Consider the following 19,460-nt stretch of genomic DNA (forward strand, 5'->3'; position numbering starts at 1 on the left):
ACAACTTTATGGCAGTCTGAAAATCTTAGGTAAAATAATTTTTGCAGTAGTACCTGAGCCCTGTTCAGGTGTCTTTTTTACGATCTCAAATCGGGCGGGCGCGCCTTCATTGATGGCGTTGATGATGTCTATACGTTCTTTGATAGCTGAAAGGCCAATGGATTTGCTCTTGACCGAAGAGGAAGTTTTAAATTTCCCAGCCTCGTCTATTCCTATGCCATTGTCGTCTATTGTAAAAATGATACTGGATGTGGTTTGTTCGAGGCTGATAATGATGTTATTTTCAGCAGAATCTGAATTGCGCATGCCGTGATGGATGGAATTTTCAATAAGGGGCTGTACCAGCATAGGGGGAAGCATGATTGTGGAAAGATCAAGACTTGGGTCGAGTTCAAAAGTGCAGGTAAACTGCTGGTTGAAACGCATCATTTCCAGGTCGGCATATAATTTTAGTGCTTTCCATTCGCGTTCGGCAGTAACCAGGCTCTGGGTGGAATTTTCGAGTACCAAACGGGTGAGTGAAGCAAATTTCTGTACCAGTCTGCTTGCTGTTTTTGAATCATTTTCGACAATGTAGGACTCGATCGAATTGAGTACATTGAATATGAAATGCGGGTTCATCTGTGCCCTGATCGCTTTTAATTCGCTTTCTGAAAGCTTATTTAAATGCAGCAGCTCTTTTGTTCTTTCCTCAGCTTCTTTCTTTTGTAATTGGTTTTTCAGGTGCAGCTGGCCGATGCGCGAGCGGTTGAGCAGGTAGATCAGTATGGCAGATACAAGGAGTATTATGAGGGCTGCATACAGGTACACCTGCTTCATTTTTAGTACGCTGATCTGTTGCTGCTGTTTATATCCATCTTCCTTTTCCCTGAATGCATGCTGGGCTTCCAGGGTGGCTAGCTTGTTTTTGCTTTCCTGAGAATACAGGGAGTCATCTATCCCTTTGGAGGCTTTAAAATTTTCAAGCGCCTGCTGGTAATTGCCTTGCTCTTCCTGCAATTGCGCAAGGTTATCCAGAAAGTAACTCAGGTTGTCTTTGTCGCCTATTTCAGTGGCATATTTTGCTGCCTTTTTGAGGTATTCATCGGCTTTTTTAGCGATTACCTTGTAATCTAACGGGATGTTTTTGTAAGGACCTTTGCCAGCAAGCTTATTAATATAAATATCAGCATAGGTTCCCCCGATGTTCCCGATATTGGTGAGCGAATTGTTGTGATAGGGATTGGTCTCGTTAAAGAGCTTTTGGGCAGTAAACATATAGGTCAATTTCTTATCCTTATCGGCGTCGTGGACCAGGGCTATTTGCGACAAAAGGACCGCTTCTTTCAGTTTGTTTTCCATCGCTTTGTACATCTTGAGGCTCAGGTTAAAGTACACCTCAGCTTTTTTGAGGTTGTCCTTTTGAAGATGCATAATTGCCAGGCTATGATATACGTCGGCAATCCCATTCTTATCTTTCATCTCCTTGTGCTTCTTGAGTGCTTTGTAATTGTATTCCAGGGACTTCTCGAAGTTACCCTGATCCATATATACGGTAGCGATATTGGCGTATAAAAGACCCGTCAGATCGTTCATCTTATTGTCCTCTGCCAGTCTTAGTGCCTGAAAGTTGTACTCCTGTGCTTTGACCAGCTGGGCCTGCCGCTGATAAACTGAACCGAGATTGTTTAGGTTCCTTGCCATGTTTGGCCGGTGGTCTATCACTTTATTGATCTTGTATGCTGCATGGTAGTACTCCAGTGCCTTTGGATATTCGGCATTGTCATTGTGAACGCTGCCCAGGCAGTCCAGAAGCGCGCCAATCCCCTTTTGCCATTTGAGTTTTTTGGCCAGAACAAGCGCCTCACTGACATAACGCTTTGCTGAATCAGGTATACTGAACCGATATCCCTCGGCTATGCGGTACATGATACGGACTTTATGGGTATCCGGCTCTGCGGTAATCAGGTGTTGCTTTATCGAATCGATGGCGGTCAGCCCTTGTTTCTGTGTATAAGCCGGCTGGAAATACAGTATTGGCAATAGCATCAGGCAGATTTTGAAAAGGGACTTCATGATCAGGTCTTTTAATTACTCAAAATAACGGATTATTCATCATAATGTTAGCGGCTTCCGCTAGTTGCATGGCATTGCCCGCTAATTGATAACATGCATTCACTCAATCGGGATAATTTCTTTATCTTACCAGCGTAAATTCAGTGTATGTTAAAAGCGGTAATTTTAGATGATGAATTGCGCGGCAGTACTTTGCTGAACCGTAAACTTGATTTTTTTAAGGGCGACCTGGAGGTTGTTGCAGTCTTTAATGATCCTTATAAAGCACTTTCAAAAATTGCAGACCTGCAGCCTGATGTACTTTTTCTGGATGTGGAGATGCCGGGACTGAACGGGTTTGAGTTTTTGGAGAAGTTGGGCAGTTTTGCCTTTCAGGTGATATTTACTACAGCATATGATACTTATACGCTGGAGGCGTTGCGGCTGAGTGCGGTAGATTACCTGTTAAAGCCGATTGACGAGGATGAACTCCATACAGCCATCTTCAGGTTGAAAAAACGTATGGCCGAGTATCCGCGCAGCCACACGGCAGAGACACCCGGCCGACTGGCACTTTCTACTGCAGAGGGGGTATACCTGATAGACAGTTCGAGCATCATACGTGTAGAGGCCATGAGCAATTACAGCACATTTTACCTGCGCGATCAAAAGAAGATCATGGTTTCCAAAACCCTGAAGGAATATGAAAATACTTTGCAGGGAAACAGCTTTTTGCGCATCAGCCGCTCGGCCATTGTAAACCTGGATTATGTAGTCAAATACCGCAAAGGCGACGGTGGTACGCTGGAAATGACCGATGGTACTGAAGTAGAAGTATCAGCATCCAGAAAAGAGGCGCTGATGGAGAAATTGTCTATCCATTAAGCCAACTTACTCAGTTCATTAGGGGCTTCACTCATTGAACCTTACTGCTTACTCATTCTGACAAAAATCTAATAATTTTTGCTGCTACTTTGGGTTGAATCATCATAAACCCTATTATGAAAACAGCAGTAAAAATTCTCAAGTGGATGCATTGCCTGCTTATTGGATTGGTCATCATTCCGGAGGGAAAGGCACAGGATTTTTCTAATTTTAAGGAACTGAAGCCCTTTACTTACTCCGGAACCCTGGAGGCAAGAAGTATGTTTTACAGCGCCACAGGAATTGCCAATCGCAGGCAACCACTTTCTTATCTGTTTAGCGGCAACCCTACCATTGGTATCTATGGCTTTCAGATCCCGGTGTCGTTTAGCTTTAGTGAGTCGGACAGGTCGTTCCGCCAGCCATTTAACCAGTTTGGCATGAGCCCCAATTACAAATGGATTACCCTGCATGCAGGATATCGGAACCTTTCTTTTTCACCTTATACACTGGGTGGGCATACCATGCTGGGCGGTGGCTTTGAGCTGAATCCCGGAAAGTTGCGTGTTGGATTTATGTATGGCAGGCTGAGCAGGGCTACAACCATCGACACGACATCACAGTCGCTGGTCCCTTTCTCTTTCTCCAGAAAGGGGTACGCGGCCAAGCTAGGTTATGGATCGGACAGGAACTTTCTGGAATTCAGTTACCTGAATGCCAAAGATGACCCGCAGAGTAAACCTTTAGGCGTTCCCCAGCAACTTGATGTCATATCGCCTGCCAAAAATGATGTATTTGGTTACTCCTTTAAAGTAACGTTATTAAAGAATTTATTTTTGGAGAGCACAGGGGCATTTAGCTTGTATACAAATGATATCAATTCTCCGCTGAATCTGGATTCGGTAGACAGCGACCTCTTAAAGAAGGCGAGGAAATATTTTATCATCAATGCAACAAGTGAATACTACACGGCATTTTCTGGGTCATTTGGCTATAGAGTTAAAAACTACGGTATCAAAGTCGGCTATAAGCGCATAGAGCCTGAATTTAAGACAATGGGCGCTTATTTCTTCAATTCAGACCTGGAGAACTGGACCATAAGTCCGAATGTGACATTATGGAAGGGGAAGGTCCGGTTTAACGGAAGCATTGGTCTGCAGCATGATAACCTGAAAAAGCAAAAGACTGCGCAGAATAAACGCATCATTGCTTCTGCAAATGCCGGTGTGGAACTGACCAAAGCGCTGGGGCTGGATGTGGTCTATACGAATTTCTCTGACAACCAGCGCCCGCAGACGGCCAGGTTTGCCGATTCATTAAGGATTGTGCAGACCACGCAAACGATTGGCCTGATGCCCAGGTATTTTATATTGCGGCCGGAAACTACCCACGCCATTTCCGGTTCGGTCAACTTTAGCAGCCTGAATGATTTTAACAATTATTTTGATGCGCAGGCCACGTCTAGAAACATTACTACCAATCAGTATTTTATAAATTATAACCTCAGCTTTATTAAAAAGCAGCTGAGTTTGTTCATGAACCTGAACAATACTACGCTGAAAGGCCAGGGACTGTCAAACCGCTATACGGGAATCACCCTGGGAGGCAATTCTACCTTATTGAAACAGAAAATGCAGACCGGGCTTAGTGTTACTTTAACAGATGCGCTCGGCAATGGGCAAAAAAGCTATATCCTGAACGGATCAGGCAACCTGGGTTACCTGGTCAGTAGGAGCCAGCGACTGGGCTTCAATATATTTCTTACCAACAATAACACCAATACTTTCAATGCACTGCAGTCCAACTTTACTGAAACACGGGCAGAGCTGAGCTATCAATTTAAATTTTAACGTTATGAAAAGATCTTTTATACTAAAATCGGTGATGATGGCCTGTTTGCTGTTTTGGCAATTGCGAGCTGCTGCCCAGGTTAATATATCCATACAAATTCTGCCTCCGTACCCTACTAAATTTACGGATTATGCTTCCAAGCCACATTTGATGGTGGTTATGCTGACCAATACTTCAACTGTGACGCAAAGGATACAGCTTAGAGGGTCTATCACAGGAGACAATGGCATAGAAATCCGCTCGAGGGTAGGGCAGAGAAGTACGAGTCCGATAGAACTGGCCGCGGGCGAGACAAAGAGCCTGAACGGTAGTGACATTGCTAAAATAATCGACTACACCAGACTGGACTATGTGGGCATTACCCAAAACGAGTTTCTTACCAAAGGCGGACTGCCTGAGGGAAGATACCAGCTATGTGCAAGGGCTTATAATTATGACAACAACCAGCCGGTAAGTGCGGATGAGCCGGTGGGCTGCAGTAATGTATTTACGATCAGCAGCCTGGAACCGCCTGTGATATTGAGCCCGATGGCCGATCAGCAGATCCCTTCAGGTCCGGGACAGGTATTTTCCATTCGCTGGAATACGCCGGCAAGTGCCCCACCAAGCACCAAATACCGGATCAGGATGGTAGAGATGCTGGGCAACAGGAATCCGAACGATGCGATCATGACCGCTACGCAGCCTTATTTCTTTGAAAAAGAGGTAAACTCAAATATCTATGTATACAACCCTGCCGATCCCCAGCTCACACCGGGAAGGAAGTATGCGCTTATGGTAGAGGCATTTGATCCGTTTGAAGCAGCAGTATTCAGAAATCAGGGCAGGAGCGAGGTGATTGCCTTTGAATATGGCCTGACTGAACAGGTAATTGCAGCGGTGGAAGAGGAAGTGGAAGAACCTGAAAAGGAAACGGAAACATTGCCTAAAACTCCGGTTATTGTAAAAGGGACGTTGAAATACCGTTTCCCTGAATCGCCGGAGAGCGGCTTGTTTACCTTAAAGAATACCCGTGTATATCTTGAGAAAGTCAGCGCAAGGCCAAAATACAAGATTTCCGATATGCGGGATACTGATCCGCTGGACGGGGTAGTAGCTACCACAGACCAGGCTGGAAATTTTGAATTGAAGTTTGGGATGTCTGTCCAGGATACCGCGCTGGGTATAAGATACAGATTGCGCATAGCGAACCCTCATTATAAAGCCTATGAGGAACTTTTGAGAATCGCACCGGGAGACACGATTATGCTGCAGCAACTGGTGGTAGATGCGAACAGCTATGAGCTGAATGTAAATGTAGCTGAGTCCTTTAACGGTGATAAAGGAAAGTATGTGCCCGGTGCGACAATCAAAATTTACCGTCTAAAATCTGATAAATTAAATACGGAATTGGGGATTCCTTTCTTTGAAGGGGATTTGCTGGACAGTGCGAAAAACTGGAAAGAGGTGGGAGGTAAGGTGCTCATTGCATCAGCAGTTACCCCTCAAGCAGATAATGCCCAGGATGGCGCGGCTAACTCTGTCAACTTTAAGCGCCTGTTCAGGAACTTGAGCCAGCCGGGATACCATTACCTGGTTTCATTAGAAAAAGGGGAAAGGGTCTTGGCTCAGCACTCATTTGCGGAGCTTGACCAGGTCAGAAAAGGTGGTTCGGGGGCCTATTTGAATAAAACGAACAATGAGCCGCCACAGGATGTAGTAAAGGACTTTGCCTACAACCAGTCGACAAATGTCACAGACCTAACCCTGCTTAAAGAGCTGACCGCGTCACCACGGTCTAAGGTAACAGGCGTGATGAAATACAGGTTTAAATATTATAGCGGCGTTCCTGCTCAGCCTTACGCAAACATGAAAGTGTCCTTGCGTTCTTCGAAGGATATGAAGAGTGTGGTCGATGTTGCCATCACCGACAATGAGGGTCGCTTCAGCTTCGATTTTGCCAATGTAGACAGTACTTACCAGGCTAGGGCAGTAAGGCAAGGCGGAAGAACGGTCGGGGTAGACCAGCGTGTTTATTATGTCGTTCCGGAGGTAAAGTATTATGCGGTGCCCAACACTGAGGTAATGGTGCAGCCATGGGGCGATTTTGATTGCGGAGAACTGGTAAGTATGGTGCAGACTTATGGCGTAAAGATAAACGCAGAGGGTGTAGACAAAGAAGCTGTGCCAGAGGCGGAGGTACTGGTATTAAGGTACGCTCCTGAAACTTTTAAAAATCAATTGCCAAATCTGCCTGAAATGAATACCAATCAGGAGGTTAGTTTTGGAAATGGCGACGCATTGAGTAATAATTATCGGGTAGCAGGCAGCAATACAGGGTCATTGGTAGCTATGCAAATCGTAGGTCAGTCGGAAAGTAATACCAATAATTTCACCTTGCTGCGTAAGTTATATACCGAATCAGACGGCAGCTCTGTAACGATAAAAGGGTTAATTCCGAGTACAGATATCAATAAGGACAGGTATCAGATCCGGGTAGGGAGTGCAGATCGTTTGTCAAACAGCGTGGCCTATCAAACCGAGATTTTTCATTTTCCTTACACGATTCCTCCACGTCCCCAGCCTGGGATTGACGTAGTGGACAAAAATAATTTGACAGTGGAGGGAAGATTAAAGAATTTGAGAGATCAGCGTTATGACCCGACCTGGGGGTATAGGGAAACGGTTACACACGATCCGGGAGGTGCGCTGGTTACCAAAGGTTATGATATGGGTATTCTTCAAAACAGTGTATCCGGTGTGGTAGGGGTTAAGGTTAACGTTCCTCAGGTTAAAGCCCTGGGAGGAGTCAGACTCGGGTATTCAGCTAATGGCCACTCAAGTTGGTTTGAGTCATCGGACTGGAAGTCGCTGGCAAATTCTCTGCCCCAGGCTGAAGTGCAAGGCAACAGTGTGCTGAGGGAAGTACCCAACCTGTTTAATACAGTCGGGCTTTTATTGTCAGATACAGCCATCATTTTTAACAGTCAATTGCCTGCAAATGAAACCGTGTTTGAAGAGCAGATTATGATTACAAAAAAAGGCTGGCGCATTGCCGGCAGGGCATTGGATGCTTTTAGCAAATTGGGTGTGAAAAACCTAACTGCATACGTTTGCCAACCGGGATTACAAAATGGGAGAGTGGTCTATTATAATTTTGGACATGTAAAAGCCAATGATAATGGTGATTTTGTACTAACTGAATCGATACTATACCCACAGAGTACAGGATTTAAGGCCGACAAAAATGCTGCCCTTAAACTGGTAGCCCCGGGCTATAAAGAAATGATTATTGACCTGGGTAGGATCACCGTAGGATCACAATATTATAATGAACAGATCAATTTGGAGCCATTGGGCAATGGATTATATGGCTATGTGGTTGATGCACAAGAACAGCGGTATAGCGTACCTGCCCGCATCAAAATGGTTGATAACGGCAAATGGGTAAACACCGTGGCCTATTCTGGAGACAAACATAAGGAATCAATGAATTCTAGTCAGAACCTTGATATGACTGAACAGGTGAGGAATATGCAGCGGTTTAGCATTGACCTTCCCGCAACTAAGGTCAAACTGGTGATCATGCCCTATGACAGGGCTTATCTGACTGATACGATAGAGGTTGATTTACCGCGGGGAGACCAGTTTATCGGGATGATCCCTTTAACATTGAGGACCCATAAAATGAGGATCCGGGTGAAACACCAGAATGATGAACTGGTGCCTGCACTGGTAACATTGGTGGAAACCGGTTCACAAGATACGATTATGCAGACTTCGGGCCTTGTGCAGCAGAGTACTGCTTATTTTAACTTTGTAAACAATGCGACTAAAAACTTTACGATACACGTAAAGCCGCTTAGCAACACGCCAGTACCGGGAAAGAAGTTATTCGTGCCACGGACATTTACAATAGAAAATGTTGACAACGGCATCGAGGAGCCCTATGAATTGGAGGTGTTTCCTGGCAGGGCGATAACGGGAAAAGTAGCTTTTGATACCGGTGAGAAAGTGGCGGGGGCAAAGGTGTACATGGAATCAGGCTGGGGCGATGCGACAGACAACTTCTCGATATCAGACTCAGAAGGTAATTATAGTATCGTTTTACCGCAGGTGGGCATTAGCGAATATACGCTTCGTGCGAATCATTATGAAGAGGGCAAGACGTATGTTTCTGCTGAGAAGCTGGTTAAGCCCCAGGAAAACAAGGCTGATCTGCTGATTAAAATTGTAAAAGATATTGACATAAGCCGCCTGCTGGGCTTCAAAACTAAGATTACCGCCCTTAATTCCCAGGGAGATGGCGTCTATCAGGTCAGTGGCGAGCTTTACGACGTTCCGATGAACGGGAACTTTGGCACCACGGACAGCATTCTGAACCGTAACCTCAGCTTTAGCAATGTCCTGGTGAAGACCTCTACTATTAAAAATTCGGCAGGAGTGCCACTAGCGGTACCAATTGAGAACATACCAACAGACAATCAAGAGCTGTCTGTATCCGTAAACAATGCGTTTAATGGGATACTACATGGTGCTGAGGGTCAGATTATGCTGATGAAAGGCAGTTCAGATACCACTGGTACGATCAACGGTAAGGTTAGGATACTGGACAATTCATTTCAATTTCCAAGCAGCTATATGCGCATGCAGGACACGGATTTTTATCTGGGTATCCAGACAGCAGCAGAGACAATGCCTGTGTTTTCATCAGGACAACGTGGGGCGGTATCCGGGCAGTTTAAATTGACTAACAAATTAGGAGGTGCCATATCATTTAAGTATTTAGGCTTCAATGGGGTAGCTGATATCCAGGGAGCGCGCACCAGTAGCCTTAAAGCTCAGACCATTCATCTTTATATGAATTTAAGTACGGTATTGCCGGGGAATATTCCGTTAACCCTTAAAGCAGGCGAGGCACGCATTTCTAAAGGCGGGATTGGAAGGATTATTACAACGGATACGCTCAGTTTTGCACTGGACGATTGGACTGTAAAGGCAAGCAAACCGCGCATGAATATGGCGGTATACAATACGGAGACGGGGGAAAGTTCGGAGATCGACAACAGTACCTGGACACTTTCTCCAAGCTCTGGCGGACTGGTGATTAAAAGCGGAGAGATCCTGACGAAGAAGTTGAATATTCCATTTACAAATATGACCATTATTCCGGGTGAGGAAGGCGTGGCCGGAGATCTTATTTGTCCCGACCTGATTGATAATAAATCACTTGATAAGCTGGATCTTAATATTGGGGGGATTGCAACACTTAAAATACAACAGGGTTCACAGGTATCTTTTATCTATGACAGGGGTGTGGGACGTGACGGAAGCGGACATTATAAGCTTTCGGTTACCTCACCGAATTATAACGGTTATGCAGCCTCTTTTAGCGGATTGGATGGAATGAGCGATCCTGCGCAGTTGTTTAAGATACAAATGATCAGTTTGCTGAGTAATGGGGAAGAATTGTTTGGCTTTGTGAACAACCAATCGATCACTTATTACAATCAAGTGAAATTCATGCCGACGACATTGTCGAGTACATCACAGAACAGCTTCTCTATTGCGGGTAATCTGGATCTGGGGGTACCTTCCTTAAATACAGATTTTTATGATCGCCTGGTATACAGTAAGAATGGAACTGGTAATAAAGTGACCATGCCAGTGCTGGAGTTCAGCTTTACTGGTCCGGGTGGTGTGAAGTTTACCTCAATTGCTAAAAAAGAAGCACAGCAATTCCGTCCTGAAGGATTTGTCGTAGCTGGAAATATGGAACTGCCAGGGGGTGTGAATATAAAGGGAGGAAAACTCATTTCAATGGTTACCAGTGCTGCGGGAACTGCTCTGCAACGCGAAGTAGACGTGCTGTTTGGCGCCAGGGAGAAAGTAGAGCAATATTTTGAAGATACCAAACAGGAGCTGGAGGCCCGTGTAAAGCAGGCGAAGGATGACCTGTTGAAAGTGGCAGAAGATGCGGTAAAGGACGAGGTAACCAAGCTGATCCCGCTGGGGGCAGACGAGGCAAAAGGCGCACTCGGTGAGGTAGCAGGAGCATGGAAGTTGGGACAGGGTGCTGCAGACGCGTTGAGAGATGGAGATTACATGCGCCTGGCTGGTATGATGAAGAACATCCCGGGTGTGGATGAAGCGATTCAGGAAGCAAAGAACGCGGTGTTAATGGAAGCAAAGAACGCCTTGACAGCGACGCAGGAAGCTCTGCCGAAGTTTAAAGACCTGCCGGTAGGCAATGAAGGATTTAAAGGAGGGGAGTTTGAATTTGACCTTAAGAACGGACGGATATTCGGTAACATCAAATTTGCGTTAATTCCCCTTGGGCCGGTAATATTGCGCGATGGTGAGATGGAGATGCTGTTTGACCGTCAGGGTTGGTATTTCTGTTCGGGTGCAACAATGGAGATTCCTGTGCCGCTTCTCTCACCGCTCAAAGTAGGCGTGCTAATAGGCAACTATGGAGCTATCAGCGATGAGCTGGAGGCAAGAGTGACCCAAATTGCACAGTCACAATCTAAAAGGCTGCCACCTGCAGTAAAGAGCGGCTTAAGTGGTTTCTTTATTGTGGGAGCCAAACCGATTGCCGATGTGGATGTCAGTTACGGTATCCCAGGTATTGCACAGTTTAAACTGGTGGCAAGTGTGGGAGCAGAAGTGCGGACTTACGCCTTGTTTGGCAAGGGAAGCTTTACATTGGGTATGGGTGCCCTTGCTTATGGACGGGTTTATTCAAGTACTTCGGCTTTGGGTGTGAGTGTTTCAGGCGGGGCAGAGGTCAACGTGGCGATCGCCAGTTCGGCGAAGTTTGCTAATGGGAATGTGGGGATTTGTGCCCAGGGTTGTGTATCGGTCGAGTTCTTTGTAGAGGCTTGTGTATTGGGAGGCTGCGGTAGTCTGAACGCGAGTATTATGGCTATGCTAAATATTGGAATCGGCGATGCAGGGATATTGCGCACCACAGGATGCGGAGGCAACGGTGTTGATTTTAGCATCAGTACAGGGTCAGGAAGCTGTATCAATAACCCCAATTTTGATTTTTAAAAATTTACGATCATGAAGAATTTAATATATAATAGTTTACTATCAATGCTGATTTTTACATCCGCTGTTCATGCACAGGAAAAAAGTAATGACTTTAAGCCGGAAGTAACCCCGGCAGGGGTTTATCTTAATGTTGGTGCAGTTCCCCAAAAGGGAGAAAGGGTAATTGTATGGCGCAACACCGGCAAGGGTTTTGAAACCGTTGCCAGCCTCAATGCGGCGAGCACGAAAGCAGCATTTTATCAGCGGATGCAAAATCAGGCAATGAGGTTTCCGGATTACTATCATGTAACTGAACAGGTGGCCGGTAATTTATGGGACATGATCCAATCTGGCAAGCAGGACAGCATCCGTAACGCCGGTATTCCGGTGGTGCTATTGGCAATGGGTGCTGCTTTTTTGGATACTACTGCTAATCTCCCTGCGGGAACGCGGTACCGTGTACAATTGGGTAATAGAAAATGGGATTCTGAGGAGATAGGAGATAAACCGTTGAAGGTAGCTTATGATCAGATCGTTTTTCATCAGTTGCAGCCTGCTCAGGAAGCTATCAGGGCTGAATGGCGACTACTGCGTACACAGCAATCGCCATTGCTGGAGGTACAGCGTCAGCGTATGGGTATAGACAGCAATTTTGTAGCGCTGAAAACTGACCTTGGTTTCGAAAAAACAGCGAAGGGCGACTCGATAAGCGTTCATTTGTCGGATACTACTGTGCTGGCGGGTATCAATTACCAGTATTACCTTACGGGCAAAGATTATCTGGGCCGCGTGATCAGCCGGTCTGATACAGTGAGGAGCTTTGCTGGAAACCGGGCAACGGTTGCCGGGTTAAAGAACCTGGTAACGAGGGAGGCTGCGGATAGTAGTGGTATAGAACTATTGTGGAGTAAGCCGGCTGCGAACTCGATTCGATCCATCAGGGTGTTCCGGAGTGCCTATTATGATAGTGCATATGTGCAAGTGGCCGTACTCTCTGCCACTGATACGAGTTGGGTGGACCGTACGAGCGCAATGGGGATCAACTACTACTACCAGGTTATTGCGCAGGGCGATGGTGATTTTGCCATTCCGTCACTGAGGGTATTTGGGTCTTACATGAACAATAGTCGATTGATGCCGCCTTCAGAAATTACAGTCGCCGCAGTAGAAGCCGGGACTGCTTTAAATTGGAAATATCAAAGTTATCTGAACTTGTTAGGTTTTAGGGTATATCGAATGCAGGGCAACACCGGAAAATTTGAAGCAATCAGCGATTTAATCCCTGCCCGAAAAGATTCTCTGGTATTTAGTTATCTAGACAAAAATCCAGCATCATCAGGTGATCAATCCTATACTTATGCCATCACCGCGGTCGGTCGCAATGATAAGGAAAGCCCATTGTCAGGGATCGTGCAGTCTAATGTCTCTGAGAAGGGTGTATTGCCTGTACCCTTGCAAGTGAGGAGTTTGCAGCTGGACGATGATAAGATTTCCATCACCTGGCAGGATATGAGCGCTTCCAATCCCTCTGTAACTGGCTACCATGTGTATCGTAAAGCGATAGGCGCAGACAGCGTAAAGGGCTTTGTGAGGCTGACTACCCAAGCTATTGCCAATGCAAACGAGTTTGAGGATGCGCCAGGCAGGCAAAATGCCTGGCAATATGTGGTCAGGTCTGTGAGCTATGCAGATAGTAGTGGGTATAGTCTGCCTGTAGGCGTGAGGATATATGGTGCTAAACCGTTGCCTCCTGGGAGGGTGCATGCTGTCAGTCAGAAGAGCAGCGTGGTACTGGATTGGGATGGTACACAGATTCCCGGTATCGGGACTTATCAGGTTTACCGTGCATCGGTAGGGGCGGAGCCTGCACTTATCGGATCGGTGCCATACAGTGAGAAGAAGCACACCTACGAGGATAAGAATGTATCGGGAGGGGAACTGTATTTTTATTATGTGACCACTAAAACGTTGGACGGTGTAGAGAGTGACCGTTCGCGGGAAATAAGCATCAGGCCAAGATAATAGCCTCACAGGCAAAACGCATTTGCGAATAGGAACGGCAGTGCTTAGCTTTGAGGACGCTTAACAAATAAGGATGCTTGCTTTTGCCAATGCTAAAATAAATCTGGGGTTATCAGTCACGGAAAAAAGACCGGATGGCTATCACAATATAGAAACAGTATTTTATCCGCTGAAGCTATATGATGTGGTGGAGATCACCGATGCGGAGGAAACTTCGTGTGTGGTAGCTGAAGGAACCATTCCTGGAAATGCGGAGGATAATATATGTCTGAAGGCTTTTAATGCGTTGCAGAAGGATTTTGGGCTTCCTGCCCAGCAGATCACCTTATTAAAAAATATTCCGGTAGGCGCAGGATTAGGCGGAGGGTCGGCTGATGCGGCCTTTCTTGTAAAGCTGGTAAATGATAAGTTTAAGCTGGGGCTTTCCGATGCGCAAATGGAAGACTACGTGAGGCCTTTAGGTGCCGACTGTGCGTTTTTTATTCGCAATAAGCCGGTCTTTGCTTATGGAAAGGGTGATCAGTTTGAGGTCATCGATTTAGATCTTTCCGCCTATTTCATCGTTTTAGTAAAACCAGACATACACGTTTCGACTGCGGATGCCTATAGCGGAATAAAGCCGGCAGTTGCTGGTACTTCGCTAAAAGATTTAATACATTTGCCTCTGGAAGACTGTAAACTGGCTATTAAAAATGATTTTGAGGCTTCGGTGTTTGCAAAATATCCCGAGATTGAAGCAGTTAAGTCTTCGCTTTATCATGAGGGGGCAATATTTGCGGCTATGAGTGGGAGCGGTTCGTCAGTTTTTGGGATATTTGCTGCTGAGGTAAAATTACCGGAGCTGGAAAAGAGGAATAGAGTTTTTTATAACGGTTAGTTATTTTAATACATGGAAATCAATTTAATACGTAAAAGTGGCAAGTTTAATTTTGAGGCAGAGAATGCAGGTGGTTTTAAAGTAGAACTGGATGCTAATCCGGCAATCGGAGGTGAAGGTAAAGGGTTTAGGCCTATGGAGACCTTGCTGGTCGGTCTGGGCGGATGCAGCGGGATTGATATGGTAAATATTCTAACCAAGCAGAAGGAGCCCTTGGACGATATCAAAATCAAGATCAACGCGACCAGAAAGGATGCGGAGCCTGCGATTTTTGAAGTGATCGATATACATTTTAGCTTATATGGAATGCTCTCAGAGCAAAAAGTAAAGCGCGCGCTGGACCTGACTTTTGATAAGTATTGCTCGGTGTCTAATATCCTGGGCCGCTCGGCAACAATTAATTTTTCATATTCATTACATTCCTAAGCACAAAAATTTACATTTTTGTCGGAAAATATAACCAAGCCTTTCTAATCCAATGCAAGAAGATCATTTTGAAACCATAGCTATCCGTCTACAAGCCGAACGCAGTCAGTATAAAGAACATTCTGTGCCTTTATACCTGACCTCAAGTTACAAATTTGATGATGCGGAGGAAATGCGTGCGCTGTTTGCTAATGAAAAAGAAGGCAATGTGTACAGCCGTTATGCCAATCCGAATACAGATGAACTGATTGAGAAGATGGCTGTACTGGAAGGTGCAGAGAGTGGCTGGGCTACCGCAAGCGGAATGGCTGCGATCTTTACTACGTTTGGGGCATTCCTGCAGTCGGGCGATCATGTATTGTCAAGCCGCTCTGTGTTTGGCTCTACACATCAGTTGCTGAACAACGTTTTTTCTAAATGGGGTATCACCTACACTTATGCCGATCTGGACAAGCCTGAGCAGTGGGAAAGTGGGATTCAGCCAAATACTAAGGTTATTTTTGTGGAAACTCCTTCTAATCCAGGGATCGACATCATTGACCTGGAATGGTTGGGCAACTTCTCAAAAAAGCACAATGCCTTGTTGGTAATAGATAATTGTTTTGCTACTCCATATCTGCAGCAGCCGATAAAATACGGTGCTGATATTTCTATTCATTCTGCTACTAAGTTTATAGATGGCCAGGGCCGTACATTGGGCGGGATCATTTTGGGAAGTGCGAAGCTGATCAAGGAAATTGAAGGTTTTGCAAGACACAGCGGACCGGCCATGTCTCCTTTTAATGCCTGGTTGCTGTCTAAAAGCCTTGAGACACTTGCTGTACGAATGGACAGACATTGCGAAAATGCGCTGAAGGTAGCTGAGTTTCTGGAAAGCCACCCGAGCATAAAAAGGGTAATGTATCCTTTCCTGCCATCGCATCCGCAATATGAAATTGCAAAGAAGCAAATGAAACAGGGTGGTGGTATCGTAACACTGGTGATTGAAGGCGGCGTAACTGCTGCTAGTAAGTTTATGGACGGGTTAAAGATGTTCTCTATTTCTGCTAATCTGGGTGATACGAGGTCTATTGCAACTCATCCTGCCACCAGCACACATTCAAAACTAACTGAGGAGGAAAGGCTTCAGGTTGGGATAGAACAGGGGACTATTCGCCTGTCAATTGGCCTGGAGCATATCAATGACATACTTACGGATATTAAACAAGCATTAGATTAAGTTTAGTTGATGTAATCGCGGTCTTCTTCGCTTAAAGAATTTCTACGGTCCTCAGGGTTGTCCTGGGGATTTTCTGTATCATAGCTGCTGATGGTAGTTTTAGGTTTTCCAGCCCAGTAGCCCAATATGAACCCCACAAAGGTACAGATGCCTACGACCAACAGTTTGGAAATGTCTTTCTTTACAAAGATCAGGTCAAACTCTACGGCATCTGTGTTCATTAACAAAAATGTGGTGATCAACGCTGTGAAAGCAATTATGAAAATGGTTTTTCCGCTCATGGTTTAAAAGCTATAGTTTAAAATTAATTCTAAGATAGGATTATGTTTGTAAATTTTATTTACAAAAACAACCCTGGCGCCGACTTCGACAATTGGGTCATAACGTAACAGGTTCATGTTACTACGCAATTCGAAGCCAAAAGTTTTAGGTTCCCCAATATTTGTTTCTTTGCCGATGTTTTCATAGTGGCAGAATAAACCTGCCCTAAGGTTTTGTATATAGGCAAGGGGGCCAATTTCTGCATCGGGAAACGCTATTGGGAAACGGTAGTTGAACAAAAGGGTATTGCTCAGTTTGCTTCTCGCATTGATGTTGTTGTACCCGTACACAGTTCCGATATCGGTATCAAACTCACGTACCCCGGAAGCGTTCTGGTAATTGAAGTTGGCAAGAAAGGTGTGGTTTCTGGCCAGTCCGGGAAAATAGAAAAAGCTTTCAAACGAATACAAATGACCTTCCAGGTTGTCGGCAAAAGGCTGGTGACGGTAGCTGAAGCGAAAGGACTGGGCCCATTGCGGGGCTACTTCTCTTTCTGCCTGCCTGATTGAATGAGTCATTACCGCACTGTACCTCATTGGGAAAAGCAATTTCCGGATATAGTTATTTGGCATATTCTGGCCCATATATCTTTGGGTGTAGTTGGTAGATGCGGCAACAGAAAAATTGTAATAGTGGTTGAGTGCATTGATGCTAAGGGGAACAGAAGCCTGCAGGTCAATGGAATTCTCACGCCAGTCTCCCTGCTGCACAGTCCCTTTTGAGTTGTAGAAGGTTCTTCTGGGCCTGTTGTGATAGGTAGCGCTTAAAACAGGGTACAGTGCTTTGTAGGTAATTCCTGCGCTGTAATCAAAGCGGCGAAGGTCGCGTGCATATTCAACACCTGCGTACGACTCGACCGTGCTGAGGAGATTGTTAGATCTCAGTTGCAGTCCCCCTTTGTATTCGTTTTCAATCGTAGGCGTAATGCTGTGCACATGGAACAGGTGTGCCAGTGTCTTGTATGGCTTAGAAGTAAAGCTGCTGTCAGGAATGCTGGAAAATACATTTCCGGTATTTTCCTGGTTCTGTACTTCAGTGCTGAAATTGACAAAGTGGTTGCGGCCGTTTGGCCGAAGTTTTATGGCGGTTTCGGAAATCTGATAGCCCGTTAGCGTATAGTCGTTGAAAACTATCGAAGAGTCGTTGCTGAGGGCCGGATTAAATGCGCCGTATTTTGAGGCGCTCAGCGCGTTTATTTTTTTGCTGATGGTGTCTATGTAGTAAATGTTGTCGATCCCGTTGTAGTGGGCGTTAAAAGCTATTCCCTGGCGAATGTAAATTGGTCTGCTTAGTTGCTGTGGAGATCCTTTGATCAGTTGTTCAGTTTTTCCTTCGGCATCAGTGGTCCATAACCCCTTGCCCTGTTCCGTTACACTGATATAGGTGACCAGGTTGCCGGTGGCGTCGTATGAGGGAGTTTGCAGGATCAGGTTTTCAGGATTTGGAAAGATGTTTAATATTTTTCCGTCCGCTGCGCTAAGTTCGACAAGGTTGCATTTATTGCTGAGGTCGAACTTTACCGCAATGATCTTAGTACCGTCTGCAGACAGGGAAGGTGAGAAGAGCCTGCTTCTGGAGCTTAGTTTTTTAACTTTTTTTGTTTTTAGGTCGTACGTGCAGACCACGCTATAATTACGCTGATGATAACGGGGGTCGTTCCTGATCTCTGCCCAGGTAATGATCCCGTTGGCGTAGCTAAACCAAGGTTGCTCCTGCGGGGCTATGCTGATTAGCTTTTGTTCTCTTTTGCTGCTGTCGATCAAAGTAAAATGCGGAGGTTTAGCTTTGCTTTGCTTTAAGGCAAGGATACGGCCGTCCGGTAGTCTGACAGGTAGCAGGTAGCTTGTGGCATATTTAGCTGGTTTGTTTAGCGAAGGATAACTCAGTGATGGGGTATTGCTGTTCTGTTTATTCCATTCTTCTGTCAGGACAGCGGTGATATGGCTGAACCATTTTTTGCTGCCCTGGCCTGTAAATTTTTTCAGGCTGTTTGAAAAAGGGTAGGGTCTGAGTGGTCTTCTCCGGATGTCGGTAAGCACGCTGTCGAAAATATTTTTTCCAAACTCTTTTCTCATGTTGGCAGCCATCAGGTAGCCCAGCTGGTAGTACCCCGGTGTGATGTCTTTATTCGATCCAAAGTTGACCTTGCTGTAAGAGAATTTTTTGCCCTCGAGCAGGCTGGTCCGGTAGGGCATTATCCATGATGGTTGTCTGCCGCGGCCGGCATTGGTAAGCGCAGTTTCGATGGTCACCGCGTCTCCTTCAAAAAACCAAAGCGGAAGGCTTACACCGAACCAGGCAAAGTAGATGTCTTCAGGAAATGGCCGGGCCTTTCCGCCGGTGAGTTTGTCGAACTGGGCGACGTGTCTGAGTTCATGAACGGCGAGGTTGTTTAGCCAGTCCTGACTGTCAAACTGCTGCGGTGGGGTGGTGTAAAATTCTGACTTCTTTGGGGCGAGCTGAACGAAGCCATTTGCAATCACTCCCTGGTTTTGGAGCAGGATGGGAATGCTTGTTTTTTGGCGGTTCAGACTGCTGCCTACATAAGGGTAAATATGCTTTATCGTATTGGCCATTCTTTGGGCTTCATTTTCCAGTTCCTGTGGATAGACCAACTTAAAGCCGCTAATGTTAATTTGTCTCCATTTTACACTAAGTGGGTTTTGATCGCTTCCAAATATCTGGCTAAAACACTTATGTGAAAATAAACTTAATATACATGTGGTTATTGTAATGATTATCAGGTTTTTAAAGTGTTTATATTCAATCATTTTGTATGTTTACTAAAATTATTAGTTATTATCTTTTGTGAATGGAAGTTTTTTATGT

The 19,460-nt window shown here is 45.4% G+C and carries 10 protein-coding genes; 7 read left to right on the plus strand and 3 right to left on the minus strand.

Features of this window, described 5'->3' with window-relative positions:
- Positions 1–6: 6 nt before the first annotated feature.
- Complete coding sequence (locus EZ437_RS14315; RefSeq protein ID WP_131596745.1) at positions 7–2,055, minus strand: tetratricopeptide repeat-containing sensor histidine kinase; 2,049 nt, start codon at positions 2,053–2,055, stop codon at positions 7–9.
- 147 nt (positions 2,056–2,202) lie between these two features.
- On the opposite strand from EZ437_RS14315, the gene EZ437_RS14320 reads away from it, so the two are divergent.
- The 7 genes from EZ437_RS14320 to metZ all read left to right on the plus strand — a co-directional run bounded on the left by EZ437_RS14320 (position 2,203) and on the right by metZ (position 16,310).
- The gene (locus EZ437_RS14320; protein WP_131596746.1) at positions 2,203–2,919 is read left to right on the plus strand and encodes a LytR/AlgR family response regulator transcription factor; all 717 of its coding nucleotides are present in this window, start codon (positions 2,203–2,205) and stop codon (positions 2,917–2,919) included.
- A 116-nt stretch (positions 2,920–3,035) separates the two neighbouring features.
- On the plus strand, positions 3,036–4,748 hold the full coding sequence (locus tag EZ437_RS14325; RefSeq protein ID WP_131596747.1) for a hypothetical protein: 1,713 nt from the start codon (positions 3,036–3,038) through the stop codon (positions 4,746–4,748).
- 4 nt (positions 4,749–4,752) lie between these two features.
- Positions 4,753–11,784, plus strand: a complete 7,032-nt coding sequence (locus EZ437_RS14330) for a hypothetical protein (RefSeq protein WP_131596748.1) — start codon at positions 4,753–4,755, stop codon at positions 11,782–11,784.
- A gap of 12 nt (positions 11,785–11,796) precedes the next feature.
- Positions 11,797–13,788 (plus strand): fibronectin type III domain-containing protein, encoded by a 1,992-nt coding sequence (locus EZ437_RS14335; RefSeq protein WP_131596749.1) that lies wholly within the window; start codon positions 11,797–11,799, stop codon positions 13,786–13,788.
- A gap of 73 nt (positions 13,789–13,861) precedes the next feature.
- Entirely contained in the window at positions 13,862–14,665 is an 804-nt protein-coding gene (ispE, locus tag EZ437_RS14340) for a 4-(cytidine 5'-diphospho)-2-C-methyl-D-erythritol kinase (protein WP_131596750.1), read from the plus strand.
- 12 nt (positions 14,666–14,677) lie between these two features.
- On the plus strand, positions 14,678–15,091 hold the full coding sequence (locus EZ437_RS14345) for an OsmC family protein (RefSeq protein WP_131596751.1): 414 nt from the start codon (positions 14,678–14,680) through the stop codon (positions 15,089–15,091).
- 52 nt (positions 15,092–15,143) lie between these two features.
- Positions 15,144–16,310 (plus strand): O-succinylhomoserine sulfhydrylase, encoded by a 1,167-nt coding sequence (gene metZ, locus EZ437_RS14350; RefSeq protein WP_131596752.1) that lies wholly within the window; start codon positions 15,144–15,146, stop codon positions 16,308–16,310.
- A gap of 2 nt (positions 16,311–16,312) precedes the next feature.
- On the opposite strand, the gene EZ437_RS14355 is transcribed toward metZ, so the two are convergent.
- Positions 16,313–16,591: a LapA family protein gene (locus tag EZ437_RS14355; RefSeq protein ID WP_131596753.1), complete on the minus strand. Its 279-nt coding sequence runs from the start codon at positions 16,589–16,591 to the stop codon at positions 16,313–16,315.
- Positions 16,592–16,594: 3 nt separating this feature from the next.
- Positions 16,595–19,402, minus strand: a complete 2,808-nt coding sequence (locus EZ437_RS14360; protein ID WP_131596754.1) for a TolB-like translocation protein — start codon at positions 19,400–19,402, stop codon at positions 16,595–16,597.
- Between the last annotated feature and the right edge of the window lie 58 nt (positions 19,403–19,460).

This window comes from Pedobacter psychroterrae (assembly GCF_004331695.1).
Taxonomy (GTDB): Bacteria; Bacteroidota; Bacteroidia; order Sphingobacteriales; family Sphingobacteriaceae; genus Pedobacter; species Pedobacter psychroterrae.

What these genes read in the sequence shown, in the direction of transcription:
- EZ437_RS14315 (WP_131596745.1), bottom strand. Translation starts at nt 2,055, where the DNA reads ATGAAGTCCCTTTTCAAAATCTGCCTGATGCTATTGCCAATACTGTAT.
- EZ437_RS14320 (WP_131596746.1), top strand. Translation starts at nt 2,203, where the DNA reads ATGTTAAAAGCGGTAATTTTAGATGATGAATTGCGCGGCAGTACTTTG.
- EZ437_RS14325 (WP_131596747.1), top strand. Translation starts at nt 3,036, where the DNA reads ATGAAAACAGCAGTAAAAATTCTCAAGTGGATGCATTGCCTGCTTATT.
- EZ437_RS14330 (WP_131596748.1), top strand. Translation starts at nt 4,753, where the DNA reads ATGAAAAGATCTTTTATACTAAAATCGGTGATGATGGCCTGTTTGCTG.
- EZ437_RS14335 (WP_131596749.1), top strand. Translation starts at nt 11,797, where the DNA reads ATGAAGAATTTAATATATAATAGTTTACTATCAATGCTGATTTTTACA.
- ispE (WP_131596750.1), top strand. Translation starts at nt 13,862, where the DNA reads ATGCTTGCTTTTGCCAATGCTAAAATAAATCTGGGGTTATCAGTCACG.
- EZ437_RS14345 (WP_131596751.1), top strand. Translation starts at nt 14,678, where the DNA reads ATGGAAATCAATTTAATACGTAAAAGTGGCAAGTTTAATTTTGAGGCA.
- metZ (WP_131596752.1), top strand. Translation starts at nt 15,144, where the DNA reads ATGCAAGAAGATCATTTTGAAACCATAGCTATCCGTCTACAAGCCGAA.
- EZ437_RS14355 (WP_131596753.1), bottom strand. Translation starts at nt 16,591, where the DNA reads ATGAGCGGAAAAACCATTTTCATAATTGCTTTCACAGCGTTGATCACC.
- EZ437_RS14360 (WP_131596754.1), bottom strand. Translation starts at nt 19,402, where the DNA reads ATGATTGAATATAAACACTTTAAAAACCTGATAATCATTACAATAACC.